Origin of the sequence: Nocardia carnea NBRC 14403 (assembly GCF_000308515.1) — a bacterium.
Lineage (GTDB): Bacteria > Actinomycetota > Actinomycetes > Mycobacteriales > Mycobacteriaceae > Nocardia > Nocardia carnea.
In genome coordinates this window covers 149670-176437 of the sequence record NZ_BAFV01000007.1, presented here as the reverse complement: position 1 = coordinate 176437, position 26768 = coordinate 149670, and the positions used below count along the sequence as shown (strand labels likewise).

25 protein-coding genes and 1 tRNA gene are annotated in these 26768 nt (G+C 67.3%); 7 read left to right on the top strand and 19 right to left on the bottom strand.

The window, feature by feature from the left end; genetic code table 11:
• Positions 1–585, top strand: a 585-nt coding sequence (locus ON22_RS02630) for an MBL fold metallo-hydrolase (RefSeq protein WP_043739769.1), incomplete at its 5' end; no start/stop codon positions are given.
• A 145-nt stretch (positions 586–730) separates the two neighbouring features.
• Here ON22_RS02630 and ON22_RS02625 read toward each other — a convergent pair.
• The 7 genes from ON22_RS02625 to ON22_RS02595 form a co-directional block, all read right to left on the bottom strand.
• Positions 731–1432 carry a DUF2334 domain-containing protein gene (locus ON22_RS02625; protein ID WP_033244079.1) on the bottom strand — a complete coding sequence of 234 codons (702 nt, stop codon included), beginning with the start codon at positions 1430–1432 and terminating at the stop codon, positions 731–733.
• A gap of 181 nt (positions 1433–1613) precedes the next feature.
• Positions 1614–3779, bottom strand: coding sequence for a S9 family peptidase (locus tag ON22_RS02620; RefSeq protein WP_373280838.1), 2166 nt, complete (start codon positions 3777–3779; stop codon positions 1614–1616).
• A gap of 24 nt (positions 3780–3803) precedes the next feature.
• A complete protein-coding gene (locus tag ON22_RS02615; protein WP_086007651.1) occupies positions 3804–4736 on the bottom strand; it encodes an alpha/beta hydrolase in 933 nt (310 codons plus the stop codon).
• Positions 4737–5173: 437 nt separating this feature from the next.
• On the bottom strand, positions 5174–5605 hold the full coding sequence (locus ON22_RS02610; RefSeq protein WP_033244077.1) for an HIT family protein: 432 nt from the start codon (positions 5603–5605) through the stop codon (positions 5174–5176).
• A 48-nt stretch (positions 5606–5653) separates the two neighbouring features.
• Positions 5654–7081, bottom strand: coding sequence for an adenylosuccinate lyase (gene purB / locus ON22_RS02605; protein WP_174375539.1), 1428 nt, complete (start codon positions 7079–7081; stop codon positions 5654–5656).
• Between the two features lie 6 nt (positions 7082–7087).
• The gene (locus ON22_RS02600) at positions 7088–7726 is read right to left on the bottom strand and encodes a TetR/AcrR family transcriptional regulator (RefSeq protein WP_033244076.1); all 639 of its coding nucleotides are present in this window, start codon (positions 7724–7726) and stop codon (positions 7088–7090) included.
• Positions 7727–7862: 136 nt separating this feature from the next.
• On the bottom strand, positions 7863–9026 hold the full coding sequence (locus ON22_RS02595; protein WP_197039659.1) for a pyridoxal phosphate-dependent aminotransferase: 1164 nt from the start codon (positions 9024–9026) through the stop codon (positions 7863–7865).
• A gap of 54 nt (positions 9027–9080) precedes the next feature.
• Here ON22_RS02595 and ON22_RS02590 point away from each other — a divergent pair, with 54 nt between their 5' ends.
• The gene (locus ON22_RS02590; RefSeq protein ID WP_081595272.1) at positions 9081–10322 is read left to right on the top strand and encodes a M23 family metallopeptidase; all 1242 of its coding nucleotides are present in this window, start codon (positions 9081–9083) and stop codon (positions 10320–10322) included.
• A gap of 363 nt (positions 10323–10685) precedes the next feature.
• Positions 10686–11273, top strand: a complete 588-nt coding sequence (locus ON22_RS02585) for a transglycosylase SLT domain-containing protein (RefSeq protein ID WP_231508551.1) — start codon at positions 10686–10688, stop codon at positions 11271–11273.
• A gap of 349 nt (positions 11274–11622) precedes the next feature.
• Here the strand turns inward: ON22_RS02585 and purD are convergent, their stop codons facing one another.
• Positions 11623–12894 (bottom strand): phosphoribosylamine--glycine ligase, encoded by a 1272-nt coding sequence (purD, locus tag ON22_RS02580; protein WP_033244074.1) that lies wholly within the window; start codon positions 12892–12894, stop codon positions 11623–11625.
• A gap of 286 nt (positions 12895–13180) precedes the next feature.
• On the opposite strand from purD, the gene ON22_RS02575 reads away from it, so the two are divergent.
• Complete coding sequence (locus tag ON22_RS02575; RefSeq protein WP_051157079.1) at positions 13181–13558, top strand: PH domain-containing protein; 378 nt, start codon at positions 13181–13183, stop codon at positions 13556–13558.
• Positions 13559–13606: 48 nt separating this feature from the next.
• Positions 13607–14032 carry an HIT family protein gene (locus ON22_RS02570; protein ID WP_033244073.1) on the top strand — a complete coding sequence of 142 codons (426 nt, stop codon included), beginning with the start codon at positions 13607–13609 and terminating at the stop codon, positions 14030–14032.
• A gap of 128 nt (positions 14033–14160) precedes the next feature.
• Here the strand turns inward: ON22_RS02570 and ON22_RS02565 are convergent.
• The 3 genes from ON22_RS02565 to ON22_RS02555 all read right to left on the bottom strand — a co-directional run bounded on the left by ON22_RS02565 (position 14161) and on the right by ON22_RS02555 (position 15534).
• Positions 14161–14232: transfer RNA gene (locus tag ON22_RS02565), tRNA-Thr, on the bottom strand.
• 95 nt (positions 14233–14327) lie between these two features.
• Positions 14328–14558 (bottom strand): MbtH family protein, encoded by a 231-nt coding sequence (locus ON22_RS02560; RefSeq protein WP_030522889.1) that lies wholly within the window; start codon positions 14556–14558, stop codon positions 14328–14330.
• Between the two features lie 142 nt (positions 14559–14700).
• Complete coding sequence (locus tag ON22_RS02555; RefSeq protein ID WP_033244551.1) at positions 14701–15534, bottom strand: alpha/beta fold hydrolase; 834 nt, start codon at positions 15532–15534, stop codon at positions 14701–14703.
• 143 nt (positions 15535–15677) lie between these two features.
• Between ON22_RS02555 and ON22_RS37175 the strand changes: the two genes are divergently transcribed.
• Positions 15678–15848 (top strand): hypothetical protein, encoded by a 171-nt coding sequence (locus ON22_RS37175; RefSeq protein ID WP_168433875.1) that lies wholly within the window; start codon positions 15678–15680, stop codon positions 15846–15848.
• A gap of 157 nt (positions 15849–16005) precedes the next feature.
• The gene (locus tag ON22_RS02550) at positions 16006–17634 is read left to right on the top strand and encodes an alpha,alpha-trehalose-phosphate synthase (UDP-forming) (RefSeq protein ID WP_231508596.1); all 1629 of its coding nucleotides are present in this window, start codon (positions 16006–16008) and stop codon (positions 17632–17634) included.
• Positions 17635–17817: 183 nt separating this feature from the next.
• Here ON22_RS02550 and ON22_RS02545 read toward each other — a convergent pair whose 3' ends face one another.
• The 8 genes from ON22_RS02545 to ON22_RS02510 are packed head-to-tail and all read right to left on the bottom strand — an operon-like array spanning position 17818 to position 26657.
• Entirely contained in the window at positions 17818–18378 is a 561-nt protein-coding gene (locus ON22_RS02545) for a h domain protein (protein WP_306306576.1), read from the bottom strand.
• Positions 18375–19370: an Rv1363c family protein gene (locus tag ON22_RS35430; RefSeq protein WP_051157078.1), complete on the bottom strand. Its 996-nt coding sequence runs from the start codon at positions 19368–19370 to the stop codon at positions 18375–18377. The genes ON22_RS02545 and ON22_RS35430 overlap by 4 nt, the downstream gene beginning before the upstream one ends.
• A complete protein-coding gene (locus tag ON22_RS02535; RefSeq protein ID WP_033244071.1) occupies positions 19367–20836 on the bottom strand; it encodes an MCE family protein in 1470 nt (489 codons plus the stop codon). The genes ON22_RS35430 and ON22_RS02535 overlap by 4 nt, the downstream gene beginning before the upstream one ends.
• The gene (locus tag ON22_RS02530) at positions 20833–22128 is read right to left on the bottom strand and encodes an MCE family protein (protein ID WP_081595271.1); all 1296 of its coding nucleotides are present in this window, start codon (positions 22126–22128) and stop codon (positions 20833–20835) included. The genes ON22_RS02535 and ON22_RS02530 overlap by 4 nt, the downstream gene beginning before the upstream one ends.
• Positions 22128–23447: an MCE family protein gene (locus tag ON22_RS02525; RefSeq protein ID WP_051157077.1), complete on the bottom strand. Its 1320-nt coding sequence runs from the start codon at positions 23445–23447 to the stop codon at positions 22128–22130. Before ON22_RS02525 ends, ON22_RS02530 begins: the two co-directional genes overlap by 1 nt.
• Positions 23444–24505 (bottom strand): MCE family protein, encoded by a 1062-nt coding sequence (locus tag ON22_RS02520; protein WP_033244070.1) that lies wholly within the window; start codon positions 24503–24505, stop codon positions 23444–23446. Before ON22_RS02520 ends, ON22_RS02525 begins: the two co-directional genes overlap by 4 nt.
• A complete protein-coding gene (locus ON22_RS02515; RefSeq protein ID WP_033244069.1) occupies positions 24502–25527 on the bottom strand; it encodes an MCE family protein in 1026 nt (341 codons plus the stop codon). The genes ON22_RS02520 and ON22_RS02515 overlap by 4 nt, the downstream gene beginning before the upstream one ends.
• Entirely contained in the window at positions 25524–26657 is a 1134-nt protein-coding gene (locus tag ON22_RS02510; RefSeq protein WP_051157088.1) for an MCE family protein, read from the bottom strand. Before ON22_RS02510 ends, ON22_RS02515 begins: the two co-directional genes overlap by 4 nt.
• Positions 26658–26768 lie beyond the last annotated feature (111 nt).

The following is a 26768-nucleotide window of genomic DNA, read 5'->3' as shown; positions in this document are numbered from 1 at the left end:
CTCTTCGATCCCGGCGCGTTCTCGCACGGTTTCGAGGGCCTCACCGGATTGGACGCCATCGCCGTCACCCATCAGCACGCCGACCATATCGACCCGAACCGGATCGAGGCGCTGATCGCCGCAAACCCCGGCGCCCGCCTGCTGTCGGATCCACAGACCGCCGAGTTGCAGGAGGGCCCGTGGGAGGCGGTACACGCGGGCAATGTGATCGAGCTCGGCGAGTTGCGGATCACCGGCGGCGGCGGCCGGCACGCGGTGATCCATCCCGAGCTCCCGGTCGTCGACAACACCGTGTTCCAGCTCGGCAGCACCGACAATCCCACCCGATTCGTCCATCCGGGTGATTCGCTGTGGGTGCCCTCCACCCCGGTGGATGTGCTGGCGGTCCCCGCCGCGGCGCCGTGGATGAAGATCAGCGAAGCCGTCGACTACCTGCGTTCGGTCGCGCCGCGGGTGGCGTTCCCGATCCACTACGGAATCATCGCCGAACCCGCCTGGGGCGTGTACTTCGGCCGCCTGGACGAAATGCGCAAGGCCGAAACAGAGTTCACAACCCTACGCCCCGAAAACACCACCACCTTCTGACCCCGCAACACCGCACCCCGCCCGCTCTCGGCGCAGCCCCGAACCATCCCGATCCCCGACCCCGGCCAACAACGCTCCCTCGCCGCTCTCGGCCGAGACCCCCGAACCGCCGCCCCCGTTATCGCCGATCAGGGGCGGCGGAGTCTCAGGCCGCGCGCACCGCGGCCACAACTTCCCGGCGGTACACGTCGCTGCGCGCCCCGTGGTACAGCGCGAGATCGACCGCATCCAGCATCGCCTGCCGCGGACCCGGCCGCCCCAACTGCGCAGCCGAGACCGCCAGCCGCAGAACACCACCACGCCGAGCAGTCCGGGCAGCGCCGAGTACCAGCGCCCGGCACCACCAGGGTTCGGCCCGGAAACCTTCACCGATGCCGTAGACCCGCGCCTTCTGCACGGTATTGCGTTGCAGATCGTGGATACCGGTGAGCCCCAGCGCTACCCGGAAACCCAGTTCGGGCAGCGCCGCGACAGCACCCGCGGAAGCATCCCAGCGCGGAGCGGCGAACAGGCGGGTCCGCAACCCGACCTGCTCCATCACCCGGTCGGCCGCCGTGAGCCGCAGCAGCGCCTCGTGTTTGGGGAGGGTCGCGAATTCGGCGCGGCGCCGTTTGGTGGCGGCCTGGTCGTACCCGTGCAGCACGATGGCGTCCCCGCGCTCCCGGCGGCCGCGCAACCATGTCTGCGTTGTGAGGTCGTCGGTCAGCCGGTACTTACCCTTCAGGCGGGGCGCCACCAGCAGCGATAACCGCACACCGCGCTGATCCATCTCCTCGGCGAACCCGATCGCCGCGTCCCGGGTGGTTTCCCGGACTCCGGACACCGATACGAGCAGCTCAGCGTTCATGTACCAATGGTGGCAGCCGCAGGTGACGGCCGTATGCAATACCGATGACCTATACATGCAGGTCCGGTGACCAAACCGTGCAGCGGGTATGACCGCCCGGCGAACATCCGGACGCGGCCCGGTTGCGCCGCCCCGCGGCCGGATCGCCCATGCGAGCGCCGCCGAACCGATCGCCGCGTGGCTACCGGTTACCGGCCCCCACGGTGTCGAGTACCCACGCGTACTCGAACGCGACCTCACGCCATTTCTCGTACCGTCCGCTGACGCCGCCGTGGCCGGCGCTCATCTCGGTCTTGAGCAGCAGTGGCGCATCCCCGGTTTTGGTGGCGCGGAGTTTCGCGACCCATTTCGCCGGTTCGACGTACAGCACCCGGGTGTCGTTGATGCTGGTGATGGCGAGGATGGCCGGATAGTCCTGCGCCACCACGTTCTCGTAGGGCGAATACGATTTCATGTAATCGTAGACGTCCTTGTCCGCCAATGGGTTTCCCCATTCGTCCCATTCGATCACGGTCAGCGGGAGCGAGGGATCGAGGATGGAGGTCAGCGGGTCGACGAAGGGCACATTGGCCAGTACCCCGGCGAAGAGTTCCGGTGCCATATTCGCCACCGCACCCACCAGCAGGCCGCCCGCGCTGCCGCCGTCGGCGATCATCCGGTCCGCCGATGTGGTCGCGTTGTCCACGAGATGCCGTGCGCAGTCGACGAAATCGGTGAAGGTGTTCTTCTTGGTGAGGGTTTTGCCGTTCTCGTACCACAACCGGCCCATTTCGCCGCCGCCGCGCACATGGGCGATGGCGAAAACCATTCCGCGGTCCAGCAGCGACAGCCGCGATACCGAGAACCCGGGGTCCATACTGGCCTCGTAGGAGCCGTACCCGTAGAGCAGCAACGGTTTCGGGCCGCTGCTCAGGTCCGTATCGCGGCGGGCGACGATCGAGATCGGGATCCGGGTGCCGTCCGCGGCCTCGGCCCAATCACGGTGTTGTACATAGTCTCCGGCGTCGTAGCCGCCGAGCACGGGCTGTTCCTTGCGCAGCAGCAGTTCCCCGGTGTCCACCACATAATCGAAAACCTGGGTGGGGGTGATGAACGAGGTCAACCCGACCCGCAGGGTGGGCTGATCCCATTCCGGGCAGGATCCGAGCCCGGCACTGTAGAGCTCGAGGTCGAATTCGATCTCGCGCAGCTCGCCGTAACCGTCCGGGCCGAGCGGCCACACCGCTACCCGCGGCAGCGCCTCCCGGCGGTAGCTGAGCACCAGCTGCCCGGCGAACGCGTCGATATCCTCGAGCCGTACATCGTCGCGGTGCCCGATCAACGTGCGCAGCTGCGCGGGATCGTCGGCCGGGGCCTCGGCCAGTACGAAGTTCTCCGCCTTCACTCCGTCCACGATGTCGTTGTGCAGAATCAGGAACCGGTCCTGTCCCGCCACCACCGCGTGTTCGGCGGCGTACTCCACGCCCTCACGGCGGGCCATCAGTACCCGGAACTCACCGGTCGGGTTATCCGATTCCAGCACCCAGCCCTCGGTGGTGATCTTGGAGCCGACCCAGATCATCAGGTACTTCTCGGACCTGGTGCCGCCGATGCTCACCCAGTACCGCTCGTCCGGTTCGTGGAAGACCTTGACATCGGTTTCGGTGGCGGCGCCGAGCCGGTGCCGCCAGACGGTATCGGGCCGCCACGATTCGTCGACCGTCTGATAGAAGACATGGCTGCCGTCCAGCGACCAGGTGGCCCCCGGCGCGGTCCGCGCGATCTCGTCGCCGAGCAGTTCACCGGTACGCAGATCCTTGAACCGCAGCGTGTAGCGCTCATCGCCGGCGGTATCGACCGAGAAGGCCAGCAGGTTACCGTCGTGGCTGATCGAGAACGCGCCGAGGGCGAAGAAATCGTGGCCCTCGGCCAGCTCGTTGCTGTCCAGCAGCACCTGCTCGCCGGGGATCTCGGTATCGGTCTCCAGCTTCGGCGGAGTCCAGGCATCGATACCGGCCGCGGCGGCGTCGATCGGGCAGCGGCACTGCACGCCGTACTGCTTGCCCTCGAAGCTGCGCGAGTAGTACCAGTACTCGCCCAGCCGGGTGGGCACCGACAGATCGGTTTCCTGGGTGCGGGATTTGATCTCGTCGAAGATTTTCTCCCGCAGCGGTGCCAGCTGCGCGGTCTGCGCCTCGGTGTAGGCGTTCTCGGCCTCCAGATAGGCGATGACCTCCGGGTTGTCCTTATCCCGCAGCCACTCGTATTCGTCGACGAAACGATCGCCGTGATGCACTCGCTCCTGCGGCACCGTTTTCGCCGTCGGCGCCGTCACCGCCTCGGTCATCGGACCACCAGTGTCAGCCATGGCCACCACCGTAGCGGCCCGGCCCTACGCCCCGATCGCGCGGCCGACGACCGGCCAGGACGCCTTGAGATGGTCGTTCCAGTACGACCAGGAATGGGTACCGACCGGGCTGTAATCGACCCGGATCGGCACGCCGGCCGCCCGCGCCCGCCGCTCGAAGGCGATCACACAGGTATCGACCGCGAACTCGATCGGGCCGCCGAGCACGATGTTCTCGGGCAGCTGCGGTTTCAATTCCAGTTCGTGCGGCCCCGGCAGACCCGTCCCGGTGGACAGGTACAGGGTTTTACCGCGCAACCGGTCCAGCATGAGGGCCGGATCGTGGGCCGCCCAGGCCGGGCTGCCGCCCGGACCCCACATATTGTCGGGATTTCCGCCACGGGTCATGATCGAGAACTGCACCGCGCCGGTGGCCATCCCCGTATCCGGGCAGGCGCTGTACCCGGCGACCGCGGTGTACAGGGCAGGATGCCGAGCAGCCAGGATGTAGGCCGCATGCCCGCCCATCGACAATCCGCCGATCGCGTTCACCCCGTTACCGGCGAAGTTGGCGTCGATGATGGGCGGCAATTCCTGGGTGAGGAAGGTTTCCCACTTGTAGTTGCCCAGGGCCGGGTCGGGACGCTGCCAGTCGGTGAAATAGCTGGCCTTACCGCCGACCGGCAGCACCACGTTCACGTTCTTCCCTTGGAAGAACGGCTCGGCATCGGTGGCGTTGGTCCAGGTGCTCTGCCCGACCCCCGGGTCCAGCCCGTCGAGCAGGTAGTAGCTGGGCCGCGAACCACCACCGGCCGGATGCAGCACCTGCACCTGCACGACCTCGTTCATCGCGGGCGAGGCAATGAACACCGCGGACCTGGTGGGGCTCAGCGCGTCGATCCCGACGACCTCGGCCGCAGCCGCCGGAGCCGGCCGGAGAACCGGGAGGCCGGCAACAAATCCGACCACCGCCAGCATGAGCACAGCTAACCTGAACAACCGCACGTCCACACCTCCGTATCCCCACCCAGAACTCGGCGTAGGCCAACTCACACCATCATGCCCCGGCGATATCGTCGACATTCAGCATTCGAACAGCAAACGGTCCAAAAGTTATTGATACACGACCTTACGTTGCCTCGGACGCTCAACCCCGCGAAACCGCTCCGGCAGTGGGAATCACGCCGGCCGCCCCCGTTATGCGCCCGACCGGGCCCGAATCTCCAGCAGGCGTACCCCTCCGGACGGCGGGTCCCGCCGCCCACATCAGAGGAACAGCCGACAGACCGGAACGCCGGCACCGAGCCGCACACCGGGTGGTGTCGCGAATCGACCGCCGGGCAGTCGGCACACACAGACCGAACAACGGCGAAAACACCCCCTGACCGGCTAGCGAGTGGTTTCGAGGGCACTCCCTAACGCGTTCCCCGCTCCAGCGCGCCCCTGACGGAACCGGCGAGGTAGTCCAGGTCGGCGCGCGGCGGCGTCCGCGGACGCGCCCGCAATCCGAACCCGTCTCCGGGAGTCCGCGGGATGACGTGCAGGTGGACGTGGAAAACCTCCTGGCCCGCGGTCACGCCGTCGGCGAGGAAGAAGTTCACGCCGTCACAGGCCACTTCGCTCGCCCGCAGCGCCGCTGCCAGCCGCTGCCCCACCTTGAACAACTTGCCCCCGATTTCCGGATCCAGCTCAGCGAGGTTCCGGGCCGGGACCTTCGGAACAACCAGCAGATGGCCCGGGGTCAGCGGCCGGATATCCATGAACGCGAGCACATCGTCGTCCTCGTACACCCGGCTGGCCGGAGCCCGTCCGGCGATGATGTCGGCGAAAATCGAATACGGATCCATAACGCCACTATGTCTGAGAAAAGCGTGCCCGAAGCCTCGGATACGCCGTCAGAGAATGGGTGCGGGCGTGTAGCGGGCGGCCTCGGGGTAGGCGTCGGTCAGCTTGCCCACCTGGGCGACGATATCGGCGACCTGGGCGTCCGCCGCGCCGATGAACGCCGACTTGTCTGCCAGCGCCGTGTCCAGGGCGGCACGGTCCAGCGGGAGACGGTCGTCGGCCGCGAGACGGTCCAGCAGATCGGGTTCACGCCCCTGTTCGCGCATTGCCAGCGCCACCGCGACCGCGTGTTCCTTGATCACCTCATGGGCCGCTTCCCGCCCGACCCCGGCGCGGACGGCGGCCATCAGGATGCGCGTGGTGGCCAGGAAGGGCAGGTAGCGATCCAGTTCGCGGGCGACCACCGCCGGGTAGGCGCCGAATTCGGCGAGCACCGTCAGGAAGGTTTCGGTCATACCGTCGAGGGCGAAGAACGCGTCCGGCAGCGCGACCCGGCGCACCACCGAGCAGAACACGTCACCTTCGTTCCACTGCGCCCCCGCGAGCTCGGCCGCCATCGACCCGTACCCGCGCAGCACCACCTGCAACCCGTTGACCCGTTCACAAGAACGGGTGTTCATCTTGTGCGGCATGGCCGAACTGCCGACCTGCCCGGGCTGGAAGCCTTCGGTGACCAGTTCGTGTCCGGCCATCAGCCGGATGGTGTGCGCCAGCGAGGACTGCGCGGCGCCGATCTGCACCAGCGCGGACAGCACATCGTGATCCAGCGAACGCGGATAGATCTGGCCCACGCTGGTGAACACACTGGTGAAGCCGAGATGCCGGGCCACCTGCTGCTCCAGGGCGGCCAGTTTCGCGGCGTCACCGCCGAGCAGGTCCAGCATGTCCTGCGCGGTCCCCATCGGGCCCTTGATCCCGCGCAGCGGATAGCGCTCGATCAGTTCCCGCAGCCGGGTGAGGCCGATGAGCAGTTCGTCGGCGGCCGAGGCGAATCGTTTACCGAGGGTGGTGGCCTGTGCCGCCACATTGTGCGAGCGGCCCGCCATCACCAGCGCCTGGTATTCGGCGGCGCGTTCGGCGAGCCGGGCGGCCACCGCGACCCCGTGCGCGTGGATATGTTCCAGTGACAGCCGGATCTGCAGCTGTTCGACGTTTTCGGTGAGATCGCGGCTGGTCATTCCCTTGTGCACATGTTCGTGGCCGGCGAGAGCGTTGAATTCCTCGATCCGGGCCTTCACATCGTGACGGGTCACCCGCTCGCGTTCGGCGATCGATGCCAGGTCGACCTGTTCGACGACCCGCTCGTAATCCGCGACCACTCCGGCCGGGACTTCCACACCCAGCTCGGACTGGGCGCGCAACACCTCCAGCCACAGCCGCCGCTCGAGCACGATCTTGTGCTCGGGAGACCACAGATGCACCAGCTGCGGGCCGGCGTAGCGGGTGGCGAGGACGTTGGGAATCAGGTCGGAGGTCACGTCCGGTCAGTCTAATGACCGGTACCGGTCCATCGGCTGGTGCGTCGCCGGAGCGACGATATCGATGACCTCCAGCAGTGCTCCGCGGGCCAGCCGCCGAGGTTGCGGATCGGGTTCGCTCAGGGCGGCGACCGCCGCGCCGTCGACCACCGCGACCAGCCTGCGAAGTTGTTCGGGCCGCACGATCCGGTCGGATCGGCGCAGCACATCGGCAAGCAGCTCGTCGAGCTGCCCGCGTAGTCGGAGCTGGACCTCGCGTAGCTCGGGATGCCGCGCGGAGGCGACGGTGCGCTCGTAGCGGGCGATCAACCGGCCCCGCGCGCCGTCGTCCACCCCGTCGGAGCCGATCAGCAGGTCGAGTACCAGGTCGACGGTCGCCTCCGCACCGCGGCGGCGGTGGGTCACCTCACCGACGCGCCGCCGCATCGCCTCGAGTTCGGCGTTACCGCTGAACTCCACGGCGCGTGCGATCAGATCCTCGAGCGATTCGAAGTAGTACGTCGTCGAAGCCAGCGGGAGTTCGGCGCGGGTCGCGACCGATCGGTGCCGCACCGCATCGAAACCGCCTTCGAGCAGCAGTTCAGCGGCCGCAGCCACCAGCGCCTGGCGACGCCGTTCACCTTTCGGAGTCGTCGCGGTTATCACCGTGCCATCGTGCCAGTCGTCATCAGTACATCCGTGCTAAATGAGGGAAAGGGGAAACAGCCATCGATGTTTCTACCGCATCCTCGCAGCGATGGTGTCGTACTGTGCAAAGTTGTTGCCGGGCAGAGAGATTGTGTCAAGCCCGCTGTTGCAGATAACCCGCCAGGCGGGTGAGCGCCGTTTCGATATCGGCGGTGGCTCCGGCGAAGGAAAGCCGGATGGTCCGGTTCCCGTTCACGGTGTCGAAATCCAGGCCGGGCGCCAGCGCCACCCCGGTATGCGCCAGGACGTCCGCGCACCATGCCATCGAATCCTCGGTGAGGTGCCCGATATCGGCGTAGGCGTAGAAGGCGCCGTCGGCGGGGGCGAGATCGGTGATGCCGAGCGCGGCCAGGCCGTCCAGCAGGATCCGGCGGTTGGTCGCGTACCGCTGCACATGGCCGTCCAGCTCGGCCCGGGACTCGGCGTCGAAGGCGTGCACCGCCGCATACTGCGAGATCGCGGGCGGGCAGACGGTCATGTTCGAGGCCAGCCGCTGCAGTGCCGGACGGATCGCCGCGGGAGCCAGCATCCAGCCCAGCCGCCAGCCGGTCATCGAGAAGTATTTCGATACCGATCCGATCACCACCGCCGACCGGGAGGTCTCCCAGGCCGATGCGGTGCGCTCCCCGCCATAGGTGATGCCGTGATAGATCTCGTCGGAGATCAGCAGCGTGCCGTGCGCATCGCACCAGCGGGCCACCGCCGCGAGTTCGGCGGGCTCGATCATGGTGCCCGTCGGGTTGGCCGGGCTGGCCACGATCAATCCGCGCGGCGCTTCGGGCAGGCTGTCCAGCATCGCGACGGTGGGCTGGAACCGCGTTTCGGCACGGCAGTCCAGTTCCACCACCCGGCAGCCCAGCGCCGCCAGCGTGTTGCGGTAGGCCGGATAGCCCGGCCGCGCCACCACCACCGTGTCGCCGGGGTCGAACGCCGCCAGGAAGATCAGCGTGAAGGCCCCCGACGACCCGGTGGTGACCACGACGTCGTCCGGGTCGACCGGGTGACCGTACGTGCGCCGATGATGTTCCGCGATGGCCTCACGCAACGGCAGAATGCCGAAAGTCTCGGTATAACCGAACAATTCGGCATCTATCGCCGCCTTCGTAGCACGCAGCACCGGCGCCGGAGCCGGGGTGGAGGGCTGGCCCGCGGCCAGGCTCAGCACATCACCGTGCGTTCGGGCGCGTTCGGCGGCGGCTTTCCAGACATCCATCACGTAAAAAGGTGGAATGGTCGAGCGCCGAGATTCAGTGGACACCCGACCGACGGTAGAACACCGCTTCGGACGCTTCGACGGCTATGGTCTGCTCTGATGCTCGACAAGGCCAGCCGGCCGGCCGCCGGCCCGCCACCCGCCGAGCCCGGATCCACCGCTTCCGGTAGCGGTCCCGGGCCCCTCCGCCGTAGCTGGAACCGGACCACCCGGCGCGGGGCGACGCCCGTGGAGCAGGAACCGGAATCCGCGACCACGGCGACCATCGGGACCCTGTCGGACGAACCGGAAATCGCCTGCGACGTGGCGCTCCCCGACAATCCGGAAGACGACGGCACACCGGCCCCGGAACCTCGTACGCTGCTGCGCCACGCGTTGACGACGGGCGGTGGCCGGCTCATCGCGCCCGGCTGGCGGGAACGCGCCACGCAGGAACGGGAAACGCACCCGACACCGCGGCAGCGGCTGGCGGCCGCGCACCGGTGGACCCGCCGGCAGCTCACCGCACTGCGCGACCGGATCCCGACCCGCGCCGAGCTCACCGAACTCCTCGAGCGCCGCCCGTCGGCGCAGGATATCGCCGATTCCGCACGGCGGCACCGTTTCCTCCTCGGCGGTCTGGGACTCACCCTGCTACTGGCCGCCGGGGATGCGGGCGCGGGCCTACTGGTGACCGAGCAATCCCCCGCGCCGGGTATCGCCCACCGTGTGGCGGTCGCCCATCCGCTGCAACTGTCCACCCCGGTGCCCTCGGTACGCCGCTATCTCGATGCCATCGACAACGGTGAGCGGCTCCGCGAACAGGCCGTGGTGGCCGCCGCCGCCCGCGCGACCCTGCAGCGCGCGAAAGCAGAGGCGGCCGCTGCGGCTGCAGGGCAGGAACAACCGTGGATCAACAGCGCGCCCGGCGCTCCCGAAGGTGCGCTACCACCCGGTGCCATACCGCCCGGGCCCGGCGGATTCGTCCTCCCGGCTCCCGGCACGTTCACCTCCGGTTTCGGCAGCCGCTGGGGCACCTTCCATCGCGGTATCGATGTCGCCGGACCGATCGGGACGCCGATCTACGCCGTCGCCGACGGTACGGTCATCGACGCGGGTCCGGCCCAGGGGTTCGGCCTATGGGTGCGGATCCGGCACAACGACGGCACCATTTCCGTTTACGGCCATATGTACGATTTCTTCGTTTCGGTCGGCGAGCGGGTGCCCGCCGGTATGCAGATCGCCCGAATGGGCAATCGCGGTGATTCCAGTGGCCCACATCTGCATTTCGAGATCATCATGGGCGGTCAGCATGTCGATCCGCAGCGCTGGCTGGCACTGCACGGCCTTTCTTACGGCTGATCTGCCACCCGGCAAATATTCGGTACCCCGATAGCGGGTGCACCCCGGCACACCCCCGGTGTGATCGATACCTCAGAAATGCCAGGTACAGCCGTTTCTCTCAGCAGAATAGAACCGTCAGTTCGCGACTGGTTCACCTTTTGTTAACCTTCCGCAATCATTCTGTGATTCGCCGGAGAACAGGGCGCAAGCCTGCTTATCGAGGCACCGATATTCATCCGAATATCCATCGCCCCACGACCGCCGACCCCATCGGCGCACGGGATACCGCGTTACCGGCCGCGGACAACTGAACCCTCAGATTCCACAACGCAATCACAAAAGGAAACAGCGCAACAACGGCGCCGGCGATATCGCGGCGGCGTGGATCCCGCGCTGCCGGAGTTCGTCATGTATCTACGAAAACTGTTGCCACTGGCCGTTGTCGCCGCCGCCCTCGCGGTCCCCGTGCAGGCCGCCGCCGAAGCGCCGATTGCCGGCGTCCCCGCGGAACTGCAAGGCCCCGCGCAGCAACTGCAACAGCAGGCCGACCAGTGGCAACAGCAGCTGCCGCAACCGCAGCGGGATCAGCTACAACAGTTCGTCCACCCCCTGCCGCAACCGCTCCCGCAGCTGCTGCCGCCGAGCTTCCCCGACAATCTGGACGGCTGGATCCGCAACGCGCTGCATATCCTCGGCCAGCGCGGTATCCCGGCGAGCTACGAGGGGATCCACCGCACCGCCATGCGGGAGTCCGGCGGTAACCCGCACGCGATCAATCTCTGGGATTCCAATGCCGCGGCCGGTATCCCGTCCAAGGGGCTCATGCAGGTCATCGATCCCACCTTCGCCGCCCACCATGTGGAAGGCACCTCGTGGGATATCTACGATCCGGTCGCGAATATCGCCGCGGCCTGCAACTATGCCGCAGCCCGGTACGGCTCGATCGACAACGTCTTCGGGGCATACTGACCGCACCCGGTTCCGGGGCGCGACGCCGCACCTCCTGGACGGCCGGCGTCGCGCACCTCGGAAGTTCTGCGTCCCGCGACCGGGAGGCTCCGCGTCGCGCCCAGGGAACTGGACCTCGCACTCCGGGAACTCGACCTCGCACCAGAGAACTCGACCTCGCGAAGGGGAGTTCGGCGTCTCGCGTCCGGTAGCTCAGCCTCGCGCCCGAGGAAACGTTGCCTCGCGCCCGGGAGGTTCGCCCTCAGGCCCGCCTGCTACCTCACCTCGCACCCCGCAACCTCTGCCTCGGGACCCCTTGGGGATCGGCAACCGTGCGCCCCGGATGCTCGGCAACGTGCACCCTCGAGAGTCAGAGCTCGATACGGCCCTCGACCGCGGCGAGCCCGATATCCGAGCGGTAGTGGCTACCGGGCAGTTTGATCCCCGCCAAGCGGTCGTAGGCGGCAACGCGTGCGGCAGTCAGATCCGCACCGGTGCCGACGATGCTCAGCACCCGGCCGCCCGCGGAGACCAGTGCACCGTCCGCACGCTGCGACGTTCCCGCATGCAGGACGGTTGCCGGATCATCGGTCGCCGCATCGCTCGCCCCGGTGATCACATCATCGGTGCGCGGCCGGCCGGGATAGTTCTCCGCGGCCAGCACCACCGTGACCGCCGCCCCACCGTGCCAGCGCGGTGCGGGCGTCTCGGCCAGAGTGCCGGTCGCGGTGGCGAACAGCAGCTCGCCCAGGGGGCTGTCCAGCAGCGCCAGCACCGCCTGCGTCTCCGGATCCCCGAATCGGCAGTTGAATTCCACCACCGCCGGGCCCGCCGCCCCCATCGCCAGGCCGGCGTACAGCAGACCGCTGAAAGGGCAGCCACGCCGGACCATTTCGGCGGCGACCGGGGCCACCACCTCGTCGACGATCTGCGTGACCATGCCGTCGGGCAGCCACGGCAGCGGCGTATAGGCGCCCATCCCGCCGGTATTGGGCCCGGTATCGCCGTCGCCCACCCGCTTGTGGTCCTGCGCCGGCAGCAGCGGCACCACTGTCTCCCCGTCCACCAGGCAGAACAGCGATACTTCCGGACCGTCGAGGAAAGATTCCAGCAGCACCGGATGCCCTTGTTCGAGCAGTTCGGCGGCATGATCACGGGCGGCCAGGCGATCCTGGGTGACCACGACCCCCTTACCCGCGGCCAGACCGTCGTCCTTCACCACCCAGGTCGGACCGAAACGGTCCAGCGCGGCGTCCAGTTCAGCCGGGGTGTCCACGACCTCGCTGTGCGCGGTCCGTACCCCGGCCGCGGCCATCACATCCTTGGCGAACGCCTTCGAACCCTCGATCCGGGCGGCCTCGGCCGACGGACCGAAACAGGCGATACCGGCCGCGCGCACGGCATCGGCCACCCCCAGGACCAGCGGCACCTCGGGACCGATCACCACCAGATCTGCGGCCACCTCCCGCGCCAGCGCGGCCACGGCCTCCGCCGATCCGGCGTCCACCGGGCGCACCTGCGCGTGCTGGGCGATACCGGCGTTGCCCGGTGCCGCGATGAGCGCACTCACCGCCGGGTCACGGCGCAGCGCAAGGACGAGGGCGTGTTCACGGGCTCCGGAACCGATGACGAGTACTCGCACCCGGACAGCTTAGAGCGTGCCGGGAAACGGGCCGCGCAGTGCCGGACGCTCACCGCCGCGCGCACGAGGGGTCGCGGATGCCACGGCCGGAACGCCACCGGGCAGCCGGTCCCGGCCTCCCGGGTCGTCCGGTTCCGCCGCGCGGCAGCCCCGTTACCAGCGTGTTCCCGCCGGTCGGCGCCCGCCCGCGCCACCTTGTGGATGATGGTGGTGAAACCCCCGAAGCGGGCGGGTAATTCGCGCACCGGCCCGCCAGGGTCAACGCGCGGACGGGAGGACGGTCGTCATGGGTCTGATGGACGGGATCATGGGGAATGCCGGGCAGGTGGAACCGGCGCAGGCACAACAGGAATTCCAGCGGCTACTGGGCAACGGCGAACAGGTCTATTCGGCCTACATCCTGGTCCGCGACGCCATGTTGTTCACCAATCGCCGCCTCATCCTCGTCGACAAGCAGGGATTGTCCGGCCGGAAGGTGAGCTATCACAGCATCCCGTACCGCGCGATCACCCATTTCTCGGTGGAAACCGCCGGCACCTTCGACCTGGACGCCGAACTGCTGGTGTGGATCTCCGGTTCCGACACCCCCCTGCAGAAGAGGTTCAACCGCCAGGTCGATATCTACGAGGTCCAGGGCATCCTGTCCCACTTCGTCGGCGTGTAGGACACCCGGCGGTGTCCGGCCGGCCCCGGCGCGCCATAAGCTCACCGTATGGCTTCTGTTTTCAGTGCGATCATCGCCGGGGATCTGCCGGGCCGGTTCGTCTGGGAGGACGACGAATTCGTCGGCTTCCTCACCATCGCGCCGGTGACCCAGGGGCACACCCTGGTGGTCCCCCGCAAGGAAATCGATCAGTGGCAGGACATCGAACCCGAGGTCTTCGCGCGCCTCAACGGTGTAGCGCAGAAGGTCGGCCAGGCCGTGCGGGCAGCGTTCGACGCGCCCCGGGCCGGCCTGCTGATCGCCGGGCTGGAGGTCCCCCACCTGCACGTCCACGTCTTCCCGGCCTTCACCATGGGCAACTTCGATATCTCCGGAGCGGATCCGAATCCGGCCCCCGAATCCCTCGACGACGCACAGACCAGGATCAAGCAGGCCCTGCGCGACCTGGGCTACGGAACCAACGTCCCCGCCTGATCGAAGCACCGCGCGGCGACAGCTGCCGTGACCGGCGGATCGCGCCTCCGTCCCCATCTGACGGCGATCAGCCCGCTCCGACGCATTCGAAAGGCCCCCACCGACAACGGTGGGGGCCTTTCGGTCGGAGCCCCCTGTCAGGATTGAACTGACGACCTTTCGCTTACAAGGCGAGTGCTCTACCACTGAGCTAAGGAGGCGTGGGCGCAGCCATCATACTCGGTACCGTCCGCTGCGCGACACCGGAATACGGTGCCGCGCAGCGGTGGTCCGTGCAAGAGGTAAGCGGGCTGCGCTACTTGCGGGCCGCTTCGTCGGCCGCCATGGCGTCACGCAGGCTCTTGGGCCGCATATCGGTCCAGTTCTGCTCCACGTACTCCACGCAGGCGGCGCGGCTGTCCTCACCGAAGACCACGCGCCAGCCGGCCGGGACCTCGGCGAAGGCCGGCCACAGGGAATGCTGTTCTTCGTCGTTGACCAGAACGAAGAAGCGGCCGTCCTCGTCGTCGAACGGGTTGGTGCTCATTTCACCTCACAGGGGTGCTCGCGCGTATGTGTACGGATCTGTCCGGGTCCGGCACGGCAGGAAGGCGGACCTTCGGCTGCCGTTTTTGCGAACCCAACGATGTGTCGACCCTAGCAAGGCCGGCGTTAACTTCGGGTTCCCCCTAGGAGGCGAAGAACTCCAGGAGGATCTTGTTCACTGTATCGGGTCGCTCCAGGTAGCCGTAATGGCCGGCATCCGGAACTTCCTGGTAGCGACCGCCCGGAATGGCCTCGGCGACCTCCCGCGACAGGTACGGCGGGATCATCCGGTCATCGGCGAAACCCACCGCCAGGCACGGCACCCGAATGGCCCGGTAGGCGTGCACCCGGTCGAATTCGTGGTCCATCTTGCGCTGGGCACGGATCCCGGGGGTCGCCGGACCGCCGGTGAACTCGAACAGGTCCAGCCAGTCACGGGCAGCGTTGGCGTCGGCCATGGTCGCGGGGGAAAGGTTCATCACCGCGGTGAGGGCGGCCTCGTACTTCGGCGGCAGCTTCACCCCGCTCTCGTCGAGTTCGTGTTCGCCCAGCGAGAGGGTCTTCTGGAACCGGTCCAGCCGGCCGTGCCCGGCCAGGAACACGGCCTTACGCACCAGCTCGGGCCGGGCCAGGGCGAGTTCCTGCGCCACCCGGGCGCCCATCGACGTACCGGCCACCAGCGCCGGGCCCTCGTCCAGGAACTCGATCAGCCCGGCCGTATCGGCCACCATTTCGTCGATGGTCATGCCGCCGGCGGCCTCGTAGGACGGCGCGATTCCCCGGTTGTCGAACGTGCAGACCCGGTAGCCGGCGGCGATCAGGGCCGGTACCTGATGCAGCTCCCAGACACGGCCCGGGCTGCCCGTCCCCATGATCAGCACGACCAGCGGGCCGCCGCCTTTCACATCGGTGCCCTTGGAACGGTCTCCTTTGATCTGATAGTTGAGCGATATTCCGTTCACCGTGGCCAACGGCATGCTGACGGCCCCTTCCTGATCGTTTTCGCTGCCCACGGTATAGCCCTCGAAGGGGCGTTGTGTTACCGCGGCCGCAGCGACCGCTTCCTAGGACAGATACCATTGACATTTCACATACCAGCGCACCTGCCGGGAGGATTGAGATGGCCGCGAAAAGCAGCGCCAACGGTATCGCCGACGACGAACTGGAACCCCTCGCCGACGAGACCGCTCGTCAGGCGCAGCGGGTCGTGGCCGCCTATGCCGCCGATGCCGACGAATGCCGGATGCTCCTGTCGATGTTGGGGATCGGCCCGGGCGCCCGAACCGAATAAGCTGAGCCTTATCCGCATGGCCGAGCGCCTGGTCACGCAAGCTATCGCCTCCGGGCGCTGACGGTCATGTGGGCCGCCGGCGCCAACGGCGACGTCAGCGGATCCACACAACTACATGGCGTACAGCGCCGCGCGTAAGGATGCGTGAGTGGACCAGATGACAGATCAGCCGTCCAGCGATTCCACCCCCCAGGATGAAACCGGCATATCCGCGGGTCCGTCCGGAACCGGTAACGGCTCCGGACCGGTCACGGGTCCGATCGATCTGGTGGAGGCCCAGCCCGAGGCGGTGGACGCCGAACCCCTGCGCGAGCGCGGGGCCGGTTCCGGTTTCGTCGTCGTGGCCAACCGGCTTCCGGTGGATCTGGAAAAACTGCCGGACGGAAGCACCCGCTGGAAACGGAGCCCCGGCGGTCTGGTGACCGCGCTGGAGCCGGTACTGCGCAGCAATCGCGGCGCCTGGGTGGGGTGGGCCGGCGTGCCCGATGTCGACGTCGATCCGATCGTCGAGGACGGGTTGGAGCTGTATCCGGTACCGCTTTCGGCGCAGGAGGTCGCCGACTATTACGAGGGTTTCTCCAATGCGACCCTGTGGCCGCTCTACCACGATGTGATCGTCCGCCCCGTGTACAACCGGGCCTGGTGGTCGGCCTATGTGCAGGTGAACCGGCGTTTCGCCGAGGAGACGGCCAAGGTCGCGGCCGAGGGGGCCACGGTCTGGGTGCAGGACTATCAGCTGCAGCTGGTGCCGAAGATGCTGCGGATGCTGCGGCCCGATCTCACCATCGGTTTCTTCCTGCATATACCGTTCCCGCCGGTCGAACTGTTCATGCAGATGCCGTGGCGCACCGAGATCGTGGAGGGTCTGCTGGGGGCGGATCTGATCGGGTTCCATCTGCCCGGCGGTGCCCAGAATTTCCTGTACCTGGCCCGCCGGCTGGCCGGCCAGCCCACTTCGCGCGGCACGGTCGGGGTGCGGTCGAAGATGGGTGTGGTGCAGGTCGGCTTCCGGACGGTGCGGGTGGGTGCGTTCCCGATCTCCATCGACTCCGCGGGGTTGGACGAGCATTCACGGCGGCGTTCGGTGCGCGAGCGCGCCGCTCAGATCCGCGCGGAACTCGGCAGTCCCAAACATGTCCTGCTCGGTGTCGACCGGCTCGACTACACGAAGGGCATCGATATCCGGCTCAATGCGCTGGAAGAGCTGCTCGACGAAGGCCGTATCGACCCGGCCGACACCGTGATGGTGCAGCTCGCCACGCCGAGCCGAGAACGGGTCGAAAGCTATATCCAGATGCGTGGCGATATCGAACGCCAGGTCGGGCGCATCAACGGCGAGTTCGCCCGGGTCGGCTATCCGGTGGTGCACTATCTGCATCGCCCGATCGCCCGCGAGGAACTCATCGCCTTCTTCGTCGCCGCCGATGTCATGCTGGTGACCCCGCTGCGTGACGGTATGAACCTGGTTGCCAAGGAGTACGTGGCCTGCCACAGCGGCCTCAACGGGACCCTCGTCCTGAGCGAGTTCACCGGTGCGGCCGCCGAACTACGCCAGTCCTACCTGTGCAACCCGCACGACCTGGACAGCGTGAAGGACTCCATCGTCTCCGCCCTCACCGACGACCGCGAAACCCGCCGCCGCCGTATGCGCGCCCTGCGCCGCCAGGTCCTCGCCCACGATGTCGACCGCTGGGCGCGCGCCTTCCTCGATGCCCTCGCGAAGGGGCAGGTCGCCGGGAAAGCACTGGTCGCAGACTCGGACGACGGGGACGACTACTCCGAATAGGACCTGCGGCGGTTGCGGGCCGACGGGGCGATGCGCCGGTATTGTTCCTGACCGGCCGCCGACTGCTTCGACTACACCTTCACAGCCGCTGACGGGCTTTCATCGAAAATGCCCCCACCGGCACCGGTGGGGGCATTTCGTGAGTCCGCAGTCGAAACCCTGACGGCAGCTACCGTCAGCAGGTCAGATCGGGGTGACCGCGGCGACCAGCCACTGGTCATCGGATTTGTCCAGGGCGACCCGGACACGGCTGCCGGTGGTGGTGCCCTGGGGTGCTTCCTTGCTGGTGGTGACCTGGTTCAGGAACAGCAGCACCTCGGCGTGGGCGCGGTCGGCAGAGACCACGCCGCCGGCCTGGGTAGTGGCCTTGACGGTCAGTTCCTTTTCCTTGGCGCCCGGCACGATCGCCTTCTCGATGAGCTGGAGGAAGTCGCCACGGAAATCGGGGGCCAGGCTTTCGGCGGCCTTGGGCAGTTCCTTCTCCACCGTCTGGTGCTCGTAGCTGAAGATGGCCGAGACCGTGCGGCTCGCGGCGGCGACGGCGTCGGTGCGCGACTGCTCCGATTGGCGGTAGTCCCAGTACCGGTAGCCGCCGATACCGGCCACCACCGCGGCGGCGACGACAACAACCGCCGTGACGCCGAGCAGGATCTTGTTGCGCAGTTTCATGCCGGTCCTCTCGGCGGGGCGCTGTTCCTCGGTCATGCTGTGCTCCGCTGCCGTGTCCGGCTCGCTCCCGCTCATGCCACGAACTCCACGTCCGAGGCGGTCAGGGCACCGTCGTCCGCGCGCTGCACGGTCACCCGGAAGCGGTAGTACCGCTGCTGTTCGCCTTCGGCGCCCGCATTGGTGAGGGTTTGTTTGGCGGCCACCAGGATCACCGCGGAGTTCTCGTCGTCGCGTTCCACGGCGGCCTCGACCACCTCACCCGTGGACTGCACCTTCGCCTGCTTGACGATCTCGGCGAACGGATCCACCCGGCCGTCGAACTCGGTTTTGAATTCACCGGAGGCCATGGTGAGGATGCGGTCGATATCCTCCTTGGCCGTATCGGCGCGGATGGTGGTCAGGTTGATGACTGTCTGGCGTGCGGTCGCCACATATTCGGCCCGGCGTTCGTCACGTTGCTCGGTGGATTGGACGGCGATCATCGAGACCACCGCGGCACCGACCAGGCCGATCACCAGCACCGCAGCGGCGGCGAGCGCGACGATCCGCTTCCACGAGCCGCCCTTCGCGGCGGGTTCGGCCCCACCGGATTCGGTGGCGGTCGATTTCTCCATCGAGACGACGGTCGCGCCGGTTTCCTGGTCACCGGAGTCCGATTTCCCGGCGGATTCCGCTGTGGTTCCGGTTTTGCCCAGCGCCACGGTTTCCGTGGCGGACTTGTCGATCCGCACGGTTTCGTCCGCATCTCCCGATCCGGCGACGGACGCCGATTCGGTAGCGGTACCGATCCGCTCGGTGACATCGTCCGGCTTCGCCGCAGTGACATCGTCCGGCTTCGCCGCAGTGACATCGTCCGGCTTCGCCGCAGTGGCGTCCGCCGGCGTCTCCGCTGAAGCCCCCGCGGATTCGCCCGCGGCGGCGCTCACGGCCTCGCCGGCGGCCTCGTCCGCGGTGGACCCGGCGGCCGCCGAATCGGCGGTGAGCTGTTCGGTCGCGTCCTCGACCGGTGGACCCGCCGTCCGGCTGGCCCGCCTACGGGTACGGCGGGGGTCCTTGGTCTCGCTCATTTCTGCTGCTCCTCGAACATTGCCTGCCAATCCGCGGGTACGGCGCCTGATCCGTCGGGTGCGATATCGCCCTGACGGTAGCTGCGACCGTCGGTTCCGGTATAGACCCCAGTGGCCGGATCGTACGAGAGAGCGGCAGCGGGGGTGCTTGCGCCCGAGAAACTAGCAGGTGCCGGGGGTACTCCCGCAACCCCGGGCCCCGGATCGGGCGCGGCGGCCGGCGCGACACCGGGTGCGGGCGCGGCGGCCGGGGCCACCGGTTGCGGCGGCCCGAACGGCGGGTTCGTGCCCTCGGGAACGAATCCGGTGCGGCACAGTTCCGGGGTCGGTGCGCGGCGGCCCGGGAATTCCATACACGGTGTGTTGCGGATACCGCGCACCGCGCTGATGTCGTTCTGCGGGGTCTTGCAGTACAGGCCCTCGGGTGTCGGGATCGTATCGACCTGGTCGGGGCCGCGGCGCTGGTCGGGCGGCAGGAACCCGGTGGTACAGGCCGGCGGATCGTTGAGCACCGTCATGAAGTCGACGAGCGCGCCGTACTCCATGGGGCCGCGTACGGCGGTGAGCAGTGCGGCGATCAGCGGCGGGTAGACGACGAGGATCTGTTCCAGGCCGGCGTGGTAGGTGACACCGACCTGACCCACACTCACCAGGTTGTTCAGCAGCAGTGGCAGGGTCGGCCGCAGTTCGTCGAACTGCTGGGTGACCCGTTCCATCGCCGCGGGACCGTTCGCGAGAATGCTGCGCAGGGCCGGGTCGTGGGCGCGCAACTGGTCGGTGACGACCGCCAGATCGCGGGTCCACGATCGGATCGCGGCATCGGAGTCGACCTGGGTGTCGAGCAGTGGGCCGATCTGTTCGATCAGCTGTTTGGTCGGCTCGACATTGTCGTTGGCTTCCTGCACCAGCAGGGACGCGGAGTCGAGGAACCGTTGCAGGTCCGGTCCGGCACCGTTGAACGCCCGGAACGCTTCGTCGATGACCTGGCGCAGCCGGGTGTCGGCGACGCTGGCCAGCAGCCGGTCGGCCTGGTCGAGCAGGGCACCCACATCCTGGGGCAGTTCGGTGCGGTCCACGGGGATCACGCTGCCGTCGTACAGGTTGGCGTCTCCGGGCTGCTCCGGCGGAACCAGGTCGACGTACTGCTCGCCGATCGCCGAAACGCTACGTACCAGCGCTTTGGAATCGGCCGGGATCTTGTAGTCGCTGTCGACCGACAGGTGGGCTTCCACACCCTCGGTGGTGAGCCGGACCTCGCGGACCACACCGACGTTCGTCCCGCGATAGGAGACGTTGGCGTTCTGGTAGAGCCCGCCGGTGGCGGCGAGTTGCAGGGTGACATCGATACGCCCAATGCCGAGCATGGCGGGCACACCCACATAGGTGCCGCCCATGACGGCCAGGCCGACCACCGTGAGGATGGAGAAGATGACCAGCTGGATGCGGACGAAACGGCTGAGCGTCACGGGCCCTCGCCCCCTTGCGGCTGCCCGGGCAGCGGCACCGTCAGCCCGGGAATGGCGGGCAGGCCGGGGATCGGCGGCAGCCCGGGAATGGTCGGTTGCGGTTGGTCGCCGGGCGCCGGCGCGCCGGGGGGCGGGGCCAGCGGTGTGGTCAACGGGTTGCCTTGTTCGCCGGCGGGTCCGGCCACCTGGCCGAGTGCGACCTCCACGCCGCCGAACATGCCGCCGAGCCCGGTTCCGGTGAGGAAGTTCGAGTCCAGCCGTTTGCCGGTCATATCCACTGTCATGAACAGGTTCAGGTAGTCGCCCTTGATCGCATTGTCGAGGTTCGTCAACGGGAACGGGAACGAGGCAAGGATTTTCAGCGACTCGGTGAGGTCGCCGCCCGTATCGGCCAGCGTCTGCAGGACCGGGGCGAGGTTGGCCAGGTTCGCTGTCAGATCGTCGCCGCTGTTGGCGATCAGCCGGTTCACCACATCGCTGAGTTCACCCAGCTTGGTGATGGTGGTGGTGATGTTCTGGCGGCGATCGGCCAGCACGGTCAGCGCGGGATGGATTTCCTCGATCGCCGCTTCCACCACATCGGTCTGCTCGACGAACTGGCCGGAGAGCCGGTCGAGTCCGCTTATCGCGGAGATGATGTCGTCGCGCTGGGCGTTCAGGTTGCCGATCAGATCGTTCATCTGCGGGAGCAGATCCCGGATCTCCTCCTCGTTGCCGACCAGGGCCGTGTTGAGTTCGCGGGTGATGTTCTCCAGCTGCGAGATACCGCCGCCGTTGAGCACCACCGACAGCGAGGACAGCACCTGTTCGGTGGTCGGGAAGACACCGGCCCGCTCCAGCGGGATCACGTCACCGTCGGCGAGCTGCCCTTCGGGGGCGGTATCGGCCGGCGGCGCCAGTTCCACGTGGTTGCTGCCGAGCAAACTGGTCTGACCGATCTTGGCGGTGGCGTTCGCAGGCAGCACCACATCGGGGTTCAGGGAGACCGTGACCAGCGCGTGCCAGTCCTCGACCTCGATATCGGTGACCGCCCCTACCGAAACATCGTCGACGCGCACCGGCGAATTGCGGGTCAGCGTGGTGACGTTCGGCATCTGGATCTGCACGGTGTACGAACCGTCACCGGTACCTTCGGTGCCCGGCATCGGCAACGAGTTGAGCCCGTCGTACTGGCAGCCCGTGATCGGGAGCGCCAGTGCGAGCCCGACGGCGAGCGCCGCCGCCCGGCGCCGGATACCCGGCGCGGGCAACTTCGGCCGGATGTCCGGTACCCGCAGCGCGAGTCGGCGCATCATCGTCCTCCTCCGGGCAGGCCGGGAATTTCGGGAAGCGGAATCCCCGGGATCGCCAGCCCCGCAACACCGGCCGGAACCGTGACGGGTGCGGGCGCGGGAGCCGCCGGGGGGCCCACCTTCTGCGGATCCACCTTGCCGGGCAGGTCCGGAGTGGTGTAGTCCAACTGGTCCGGGAACGCGGTGACACCGGTCGCGGGGTTGGTCATGATGGGCACGTAGTTCATCGCCAGCGAGCTGATCACCGGCGCGAGGTATTCGGCGCACAGATCGGCACTGGTATCGGATTCGTGCTGTTCCAGGGACCGTACCGAACCGCACAGGAAGCTGATCGGATCGGCGGCGTTGTTCAGCGAGATGGCGCCGGTCAGCGTGCCCTGGGCGGGTTTGTAGATCTGGTAGAAGTTCACCAGCGCGTTCGGCCCGGAGTGCAGCGCCTGTTCCAGTTCCGGTCGTTTGTCGACCAGGATCTGGGTGACATCGGCCAGCCGCTGGACTCCTTCGGTGAGTTCGGTTCCGCTGCCGTCCAGGAAGCGTTTCACATCGGCCAGCGCCAGGTCCAGATTGTCCAGGCCGGCGCCCAGATCCTCGGAGACCCCGGCGAGGACCGACGATACGGAGGCCAGCCGGCCGCCGAATTGCACGATCTGCTCGTTGCTCTTGGAGAGCACGTCCACGAACTTCTGCAGGTTGCGGATGGTGCCGAACAGGTCGGTGCGTCCGTCGGACAACGTGGTCAGCGTGGCCGACAGTTCGCGCAGCGTGCTGCGGAACGCTTCGCCGTTACCGTCGAGGTTTTCCGCGGCGGTGTCCACGAAGCGGCCGAAGGAGCCCTGGGGATCGTCGCCGACCGGGCCCAGTGCGGTGGAGAGTTTGTGGAGTTCGGTTTTGATGTCGTCCCATTCCACCGGGACGGCGGTCCGTTCGATGGGGATCTCCGCGCCGTCGCTCAGCGTCTCCCCACCGGTGTAGGCGGGGGCGATCTGAATGAAACGCGCGGAGACCAGCGACGGTGCGATGATCACGGCCCGCGCGTCGGCGGGCAGGTCGACGCTGCCGTCGACCGTCATGGTCACCTTCGCCTGCTCTTTGCCGGGTTCGATGGAATCGATCTCGCCGATGGGTACGCCCAGCACTCGCACATCGTCACCGGGGTAGATACCGGCGGTGGAGGTGAAGTACGCGGTGATCTCGTTCTTGGTGAGCTGGTTGTACGCCAGGTAACCGCCGGTGGCGACCAGCGCGATCACCAGTACCCCGGCGACGATCCCCACCCATTTCTTCGGCAGTGCGCGAAGTGTGTCCTTGACCGTACTCATCGCGGCGGCTCCTGTGCGGACGGGCCGATACTGGGACCGGGTTCGAGCAGATAAGCACGCAGCGATTCGGGCAGGTGCTGCGGCCAGACCAGCGCGTCCACCAGCGGATGCAGGGTTTCACTGCTGGCGTTGACGACGTAGGCGTTGAAGTACGGGCCGCTGCCGACCTGTTCGCCCAGCGCCGCGGAGAACGGGCCGAGGCCGTCGAGCGCCTCGGTGATGTTGTCCCGATTGCGCTCCAGCAGATCGAGCACCGAATTGAGTTTGTCCAGTGCCGGTTTCAGCTGGGCTTCGTTGTCGTGGACGAGTCCCGACAACTGCTGGGCCAGCGAGTTGACATAGGTGATCATCTGGCTGATCGCGGTGCGCCGCCGGTCCAGTTCGCCGAGCAGCTGATTCCCGTCGACCAGGAGCGCGTTGATCGAATCGGCCCGGTCGGCCAGGATCTTGGTGACGCTCTGCGCGCGGGAGAGCAGATCCGACAGCGCCTGATCGCGGGCGTTGATGGTGCGCGACAGCGCCGTCACACCGTCCAAAGCCGAACGCAGCGGTGCCGGAGTATCGGCGAAGGCGGCCGACAGCTCGTCCAGCGTCTGGTTCACCTTCTGCAGATCCAGATCCTGCACGGTCTGACCGAGATCGCCGAGCGCCTCGTTCAGCGAGTACGGCGAGGTGGTGCGTTCGATCGGAATGGTTTCGGTGACCGTCAGGGTCCCGTCGCCGTCCGGGTTCACCGCCAGCGATTTACGGCCGAGGACCGTATTGGTCTTGATCGCGGCGGAGGTCTTGTCACCCAGCGCGATCGAATCGTCGACGCTGAACCGGACCAGCACGCGGTCACCGTCGAGGCCCACTTCCTCGACGCGGCCGGATTTCACCCCGGCGACCTCCACATCGTCACCGGTCACGAGCCCGCCGGCATCGGCGAAATGCGCGGTGTACACGGCGCCGCCGCGGATGAACGGCAGCCGCTCGAATTGCAGCGCCGACAGCGCCACCGCGACTGCCAGTACCAATCCGACGACGCCGATGGTCACCGCGCGTGATTGCTCCTTCATTCGCTCGCACACCTTCCGGTCGTCTGCTCACCGGGCAGTTCGAGTAGCAGGGGCTTACCGTCCGGGCCGTCGACCAAGAAGTTGGTCGCGCAGACATAAATGTTCAGGAACGAGCCGTAGGAGCCGATGCGGTTCAGCATCTTGTAGGCCCCCGGCAGTTCGTCGAGGACGTACTGCACGGTGTCCGAACCATTGTCGAGGTTGGTGGCCAGCCGGCCGGTCTGGGCGATGGTCGCGGCCAGATCGGGACGGGCCTGTACCAGGAGATCGTTCGTCGCGCGCGTGGCATCGGCGATCCGCGGCAGCGCGGCGCCGATGGGATCGCGGTCCTCGGCGAGACCGCTGACCAGCCGGCGCAGTTCGTCGATCGTGGTGGCGAACTGGTCGCCGCGGTCGTCGAGCGTTTTCAGCACCGAGTTCAGGTTGTTGATCACGCTGCCGATGAGCGCGTCCCGGTCGGCGAGGGTTTTGGTGAACGAGCCGCTGCTGTTGAGCAGCTCGACAAGCGTGCCGCCCTGGCCCTGGAAGATCTGCAGCAGCGCGTTGGTCAGGTCGTTGACCTGTGCCGGATCGAGTCCGCGCAGCAATGGTTTGAAACCACCCAGCAGCATATCGAGGTCGAGGGCGGGTGCGGTCTTGTCCAGGCCGATGGTGCCGCCCTCGTGCAGGGTGGACGCCTCCCCCGGGCCTTCCAGCAGTTCCAGGTAGCGGTCGCCGACCAGGTTCTCGTAGCGGATCGTGGCCTTGGTACTGGTGAGCAGCTGGTACTTGGTGTCGACATCGAATTCGACATGCGCGTGGTATTCGTCGTCGACCTTCACCGACGAAACCGAGCCGACCGGTACCCCGGCGATACGCACCTTGTCCCCGGGCAGCATGCCCGACGCGCTGGTGAAGACGGCGTGGTAGCCGTTCTGGCTGGAGAAGCGCACCTGGGAGAAGACGATCGCCAAACCGGCGAAGACCAGGCTCATCACCAGGGTGAAGATGGTGAGCTTGACTGTGGTTGCGGTGTTTTTCATGGCTGCCCCACCCCCGGGAGTCCGCCGAACAGGACCTGGAAAACCTTGGGAGCGTTCAGATTCAACTTGGTGGAGGGAATGTAGGGATGCCCTTCGGAGGTATCGGTGACGACATAGTCGGCATGGCTGCCCGGCACGCGGTCGGTTGTCCCGGCACACCGCGGCCCACCTGTGGCATTCACCTTCGGCAGGTCGTTCGGATAGGTGTAGGCCGGCGTGCCGTACATGAAACCGGTGTTCAGGGCCACACCCTCCTGTAGACCACCGAAGACTGCTTCACCGACCGGCATCGCCTTGGCCGCGCCACCGATGAGGCAGGCCAGTGCGGGCTTGTACTCGTTGAGCAGTTCCGTGGTCGGCCGCAGCAGATCCAGGGCGGTGCCCAGCTGTCCCTCGTTCTCGTGCAGGACCGCGCCGGTGGTGTCGGCGAGACCGGTGAGATTGGCCAGCAACGCATCGACATCCGATTCGGCTTCGGCGATGGTGCGGGTGCTCACCGTGACATTGTCGACGGTCCGCAGCAGATCCCCGGAGACATCCGCGTACAAGTTGCCCACGGCCGCGGTGGCCTGCAGATCGCGCTGCAGGGCCGGCAGCATGGGGTTGATCTCGTGGAGCAGCGAATTGCTGTTCACCAGCAGTTGGCCGAGGGATTCACCGCGACCCTGCAGCGCGGTACCCAGCGCGGTGAGCGTGGCGCTCATCTTCTCCGGTTCCACCTGGGCCAGTACATCACTGAGATGCTGGAATATCGTGTTGAACTCGACGGTGACCTTGTCGGTCGTCAGCCGGGCGCCCGGTTGCAGCGATTGCTCCTGCGGGTCCTGCGGGATCACGAAGTTGATGTATTTGGCGCCGAACACCGTGGTCGACCGGATATCGACCGTGGCATTGGCGGGGACCAGACTCAGCTTGTCGGGGTCCAGGGCCAGGCGCAGATCGGTACCGTCGCCGGTGGTTTCCAGCGCGGCGACGGTACCGATCTGCACGCCGCGCACTTTTACCTTGGCGTCCGGGTCCAGCACCAGACCGCTTCGCGGGGCCGCGACTGTCACGGTGACACTGGGCGTGAAACCGCCGAAGAACATGGTCAAGGAGACGAACACCGCCGCCACCAGCACCAGCACCATCGCGCCGCCGGCCAGTTTGAACCCGAACTTCTTCTGGAAACCGGCCCACCCGCTCACCGGGCGCAGCGGCGCCGCGGGTTCGCCGGGATCCTGGACGCTGCTGGTGGCGCC

Coding starts and splice junctions, on each gene's coding strand:
- ON22_RS02625 (WP_033244079.1), bottom strand. CDS start 1,432: ATGAACGCTGAGCTGCTCGTATCGGTGTCCGGAGTCCGGGAAACCACC.
- ON22_RS02620 (WP_373280838.1), bottom strand. CDS start 3,779: ATGGCTGACACTGGTGGTCCGATGACCGAGGCGGTGACGGCGCCGACG.
- ON22_RS02615 (WP_086007651.1), bottom strand. CDS start 4,736: ATGCTGGCGGTGGTCGGATTTGTTGCCGGCCTCCCGGTTCTCCGGCCG.
- ON22_RS02610 (WP_033244077.1), bottom strand. CDS start 5,605: ATGGATCCGTATTCGATTTTCGCCGACATCATCGCCGGACGGGCTCCG.
- ON22_RS02590 (WP_081595272.1), top strand. CDS start 9,081: ATGCTCGACAAGGCCAGCCGGCCGGCCGCCGGCCCGCCACCCGCCGAG.
- ON22_RS02575 (WP_051157079.1), top strand. CDS start 13,181: ATGGGTCTGATGGACGGGATCATGGGGAATGCCGGGCAGGTGGAACCG.
- ON22_RS02570 (WP_033244073.1), top strand. CDS start 13,607: ATGGCTTCTGTTTTCAGTGCGATCATCGCCGGGGATCTGCCGGGCCGG.
- ON22_RS02560 (WP_030522889.1), bottom strand. CDS start 14,558: ATGAGCACCAACCCGTTCGACGACGAGGACGGCCGCTTCTTCGTTCTG.
- ON22_RS02555 (WP_033244551.1), bottom strand. CDS start 15,534: ATGCCGTTGGCCACGGTGAACGGAATATCGCTCAACTATCAGATCAAA.
- ON22_RS37175 (WP_168433875.1), top strand. CDS start 15,678: ATGGCCGCGAAAAGCAGCGCCAACGGTATCGCCGACGACGAACTGGAA.
- ON22_RS02550 (WP_231508596.1), top strand. CDS start 16,006: ATGACAGATCAGCCGTCCAGCGATTCCACCCCCCAGGATGAAACCGGC.
- ON22_RS02545 (WP_306306576.1), bottom strand. CDS start 18,378: ATGAGCGGGAGCGAGCCGGACACGGCAGCGGAGCACAGCATGACCGAG.
- ON22_RS35430 (WP_051157078.1), bottom strand. CDS start 19,370: ATGAGCGAGACCAAGGACCCCCGCCGTACCCGTAGGCGGGCCAGCCGG.
- ON22_RS02530 (WP_081595271.1), bottom strand. CDS start 22,128: ATGCGCCGACTCGCGCTGCGGGTACCGGACATCCGGCCGAAGTTGCCC.
- ON22_RS02525 (WP_051157077.1), bottom strand. CDS start 23,447: ATGAGTACGGTCAAGGACACACTTCGCGCACTGCCGAAGAAATGGGTG.
- ON22_RS02520 (WP_033244070.1), bottom strand. CDS start 24,505: ATGAAGGAGCAATCACGCGCGGTGACCATCGGCGTCGTCGGATTGGTA.
- ON22_RS02515 (WP_033244069.1), bottom strand. CDS start 25,527: ATGAAAAACACCGCAACCACAGTCAAGCTCACCATCTTCACCCTGGTG.
- ON22_RS02510 (WP_051157088.1), bottom strand. CDS start 26,657: ATGGTGCTGGTGCTGGTGGCGGCGGTGTTCGTCTCCTTGACCATGTTC.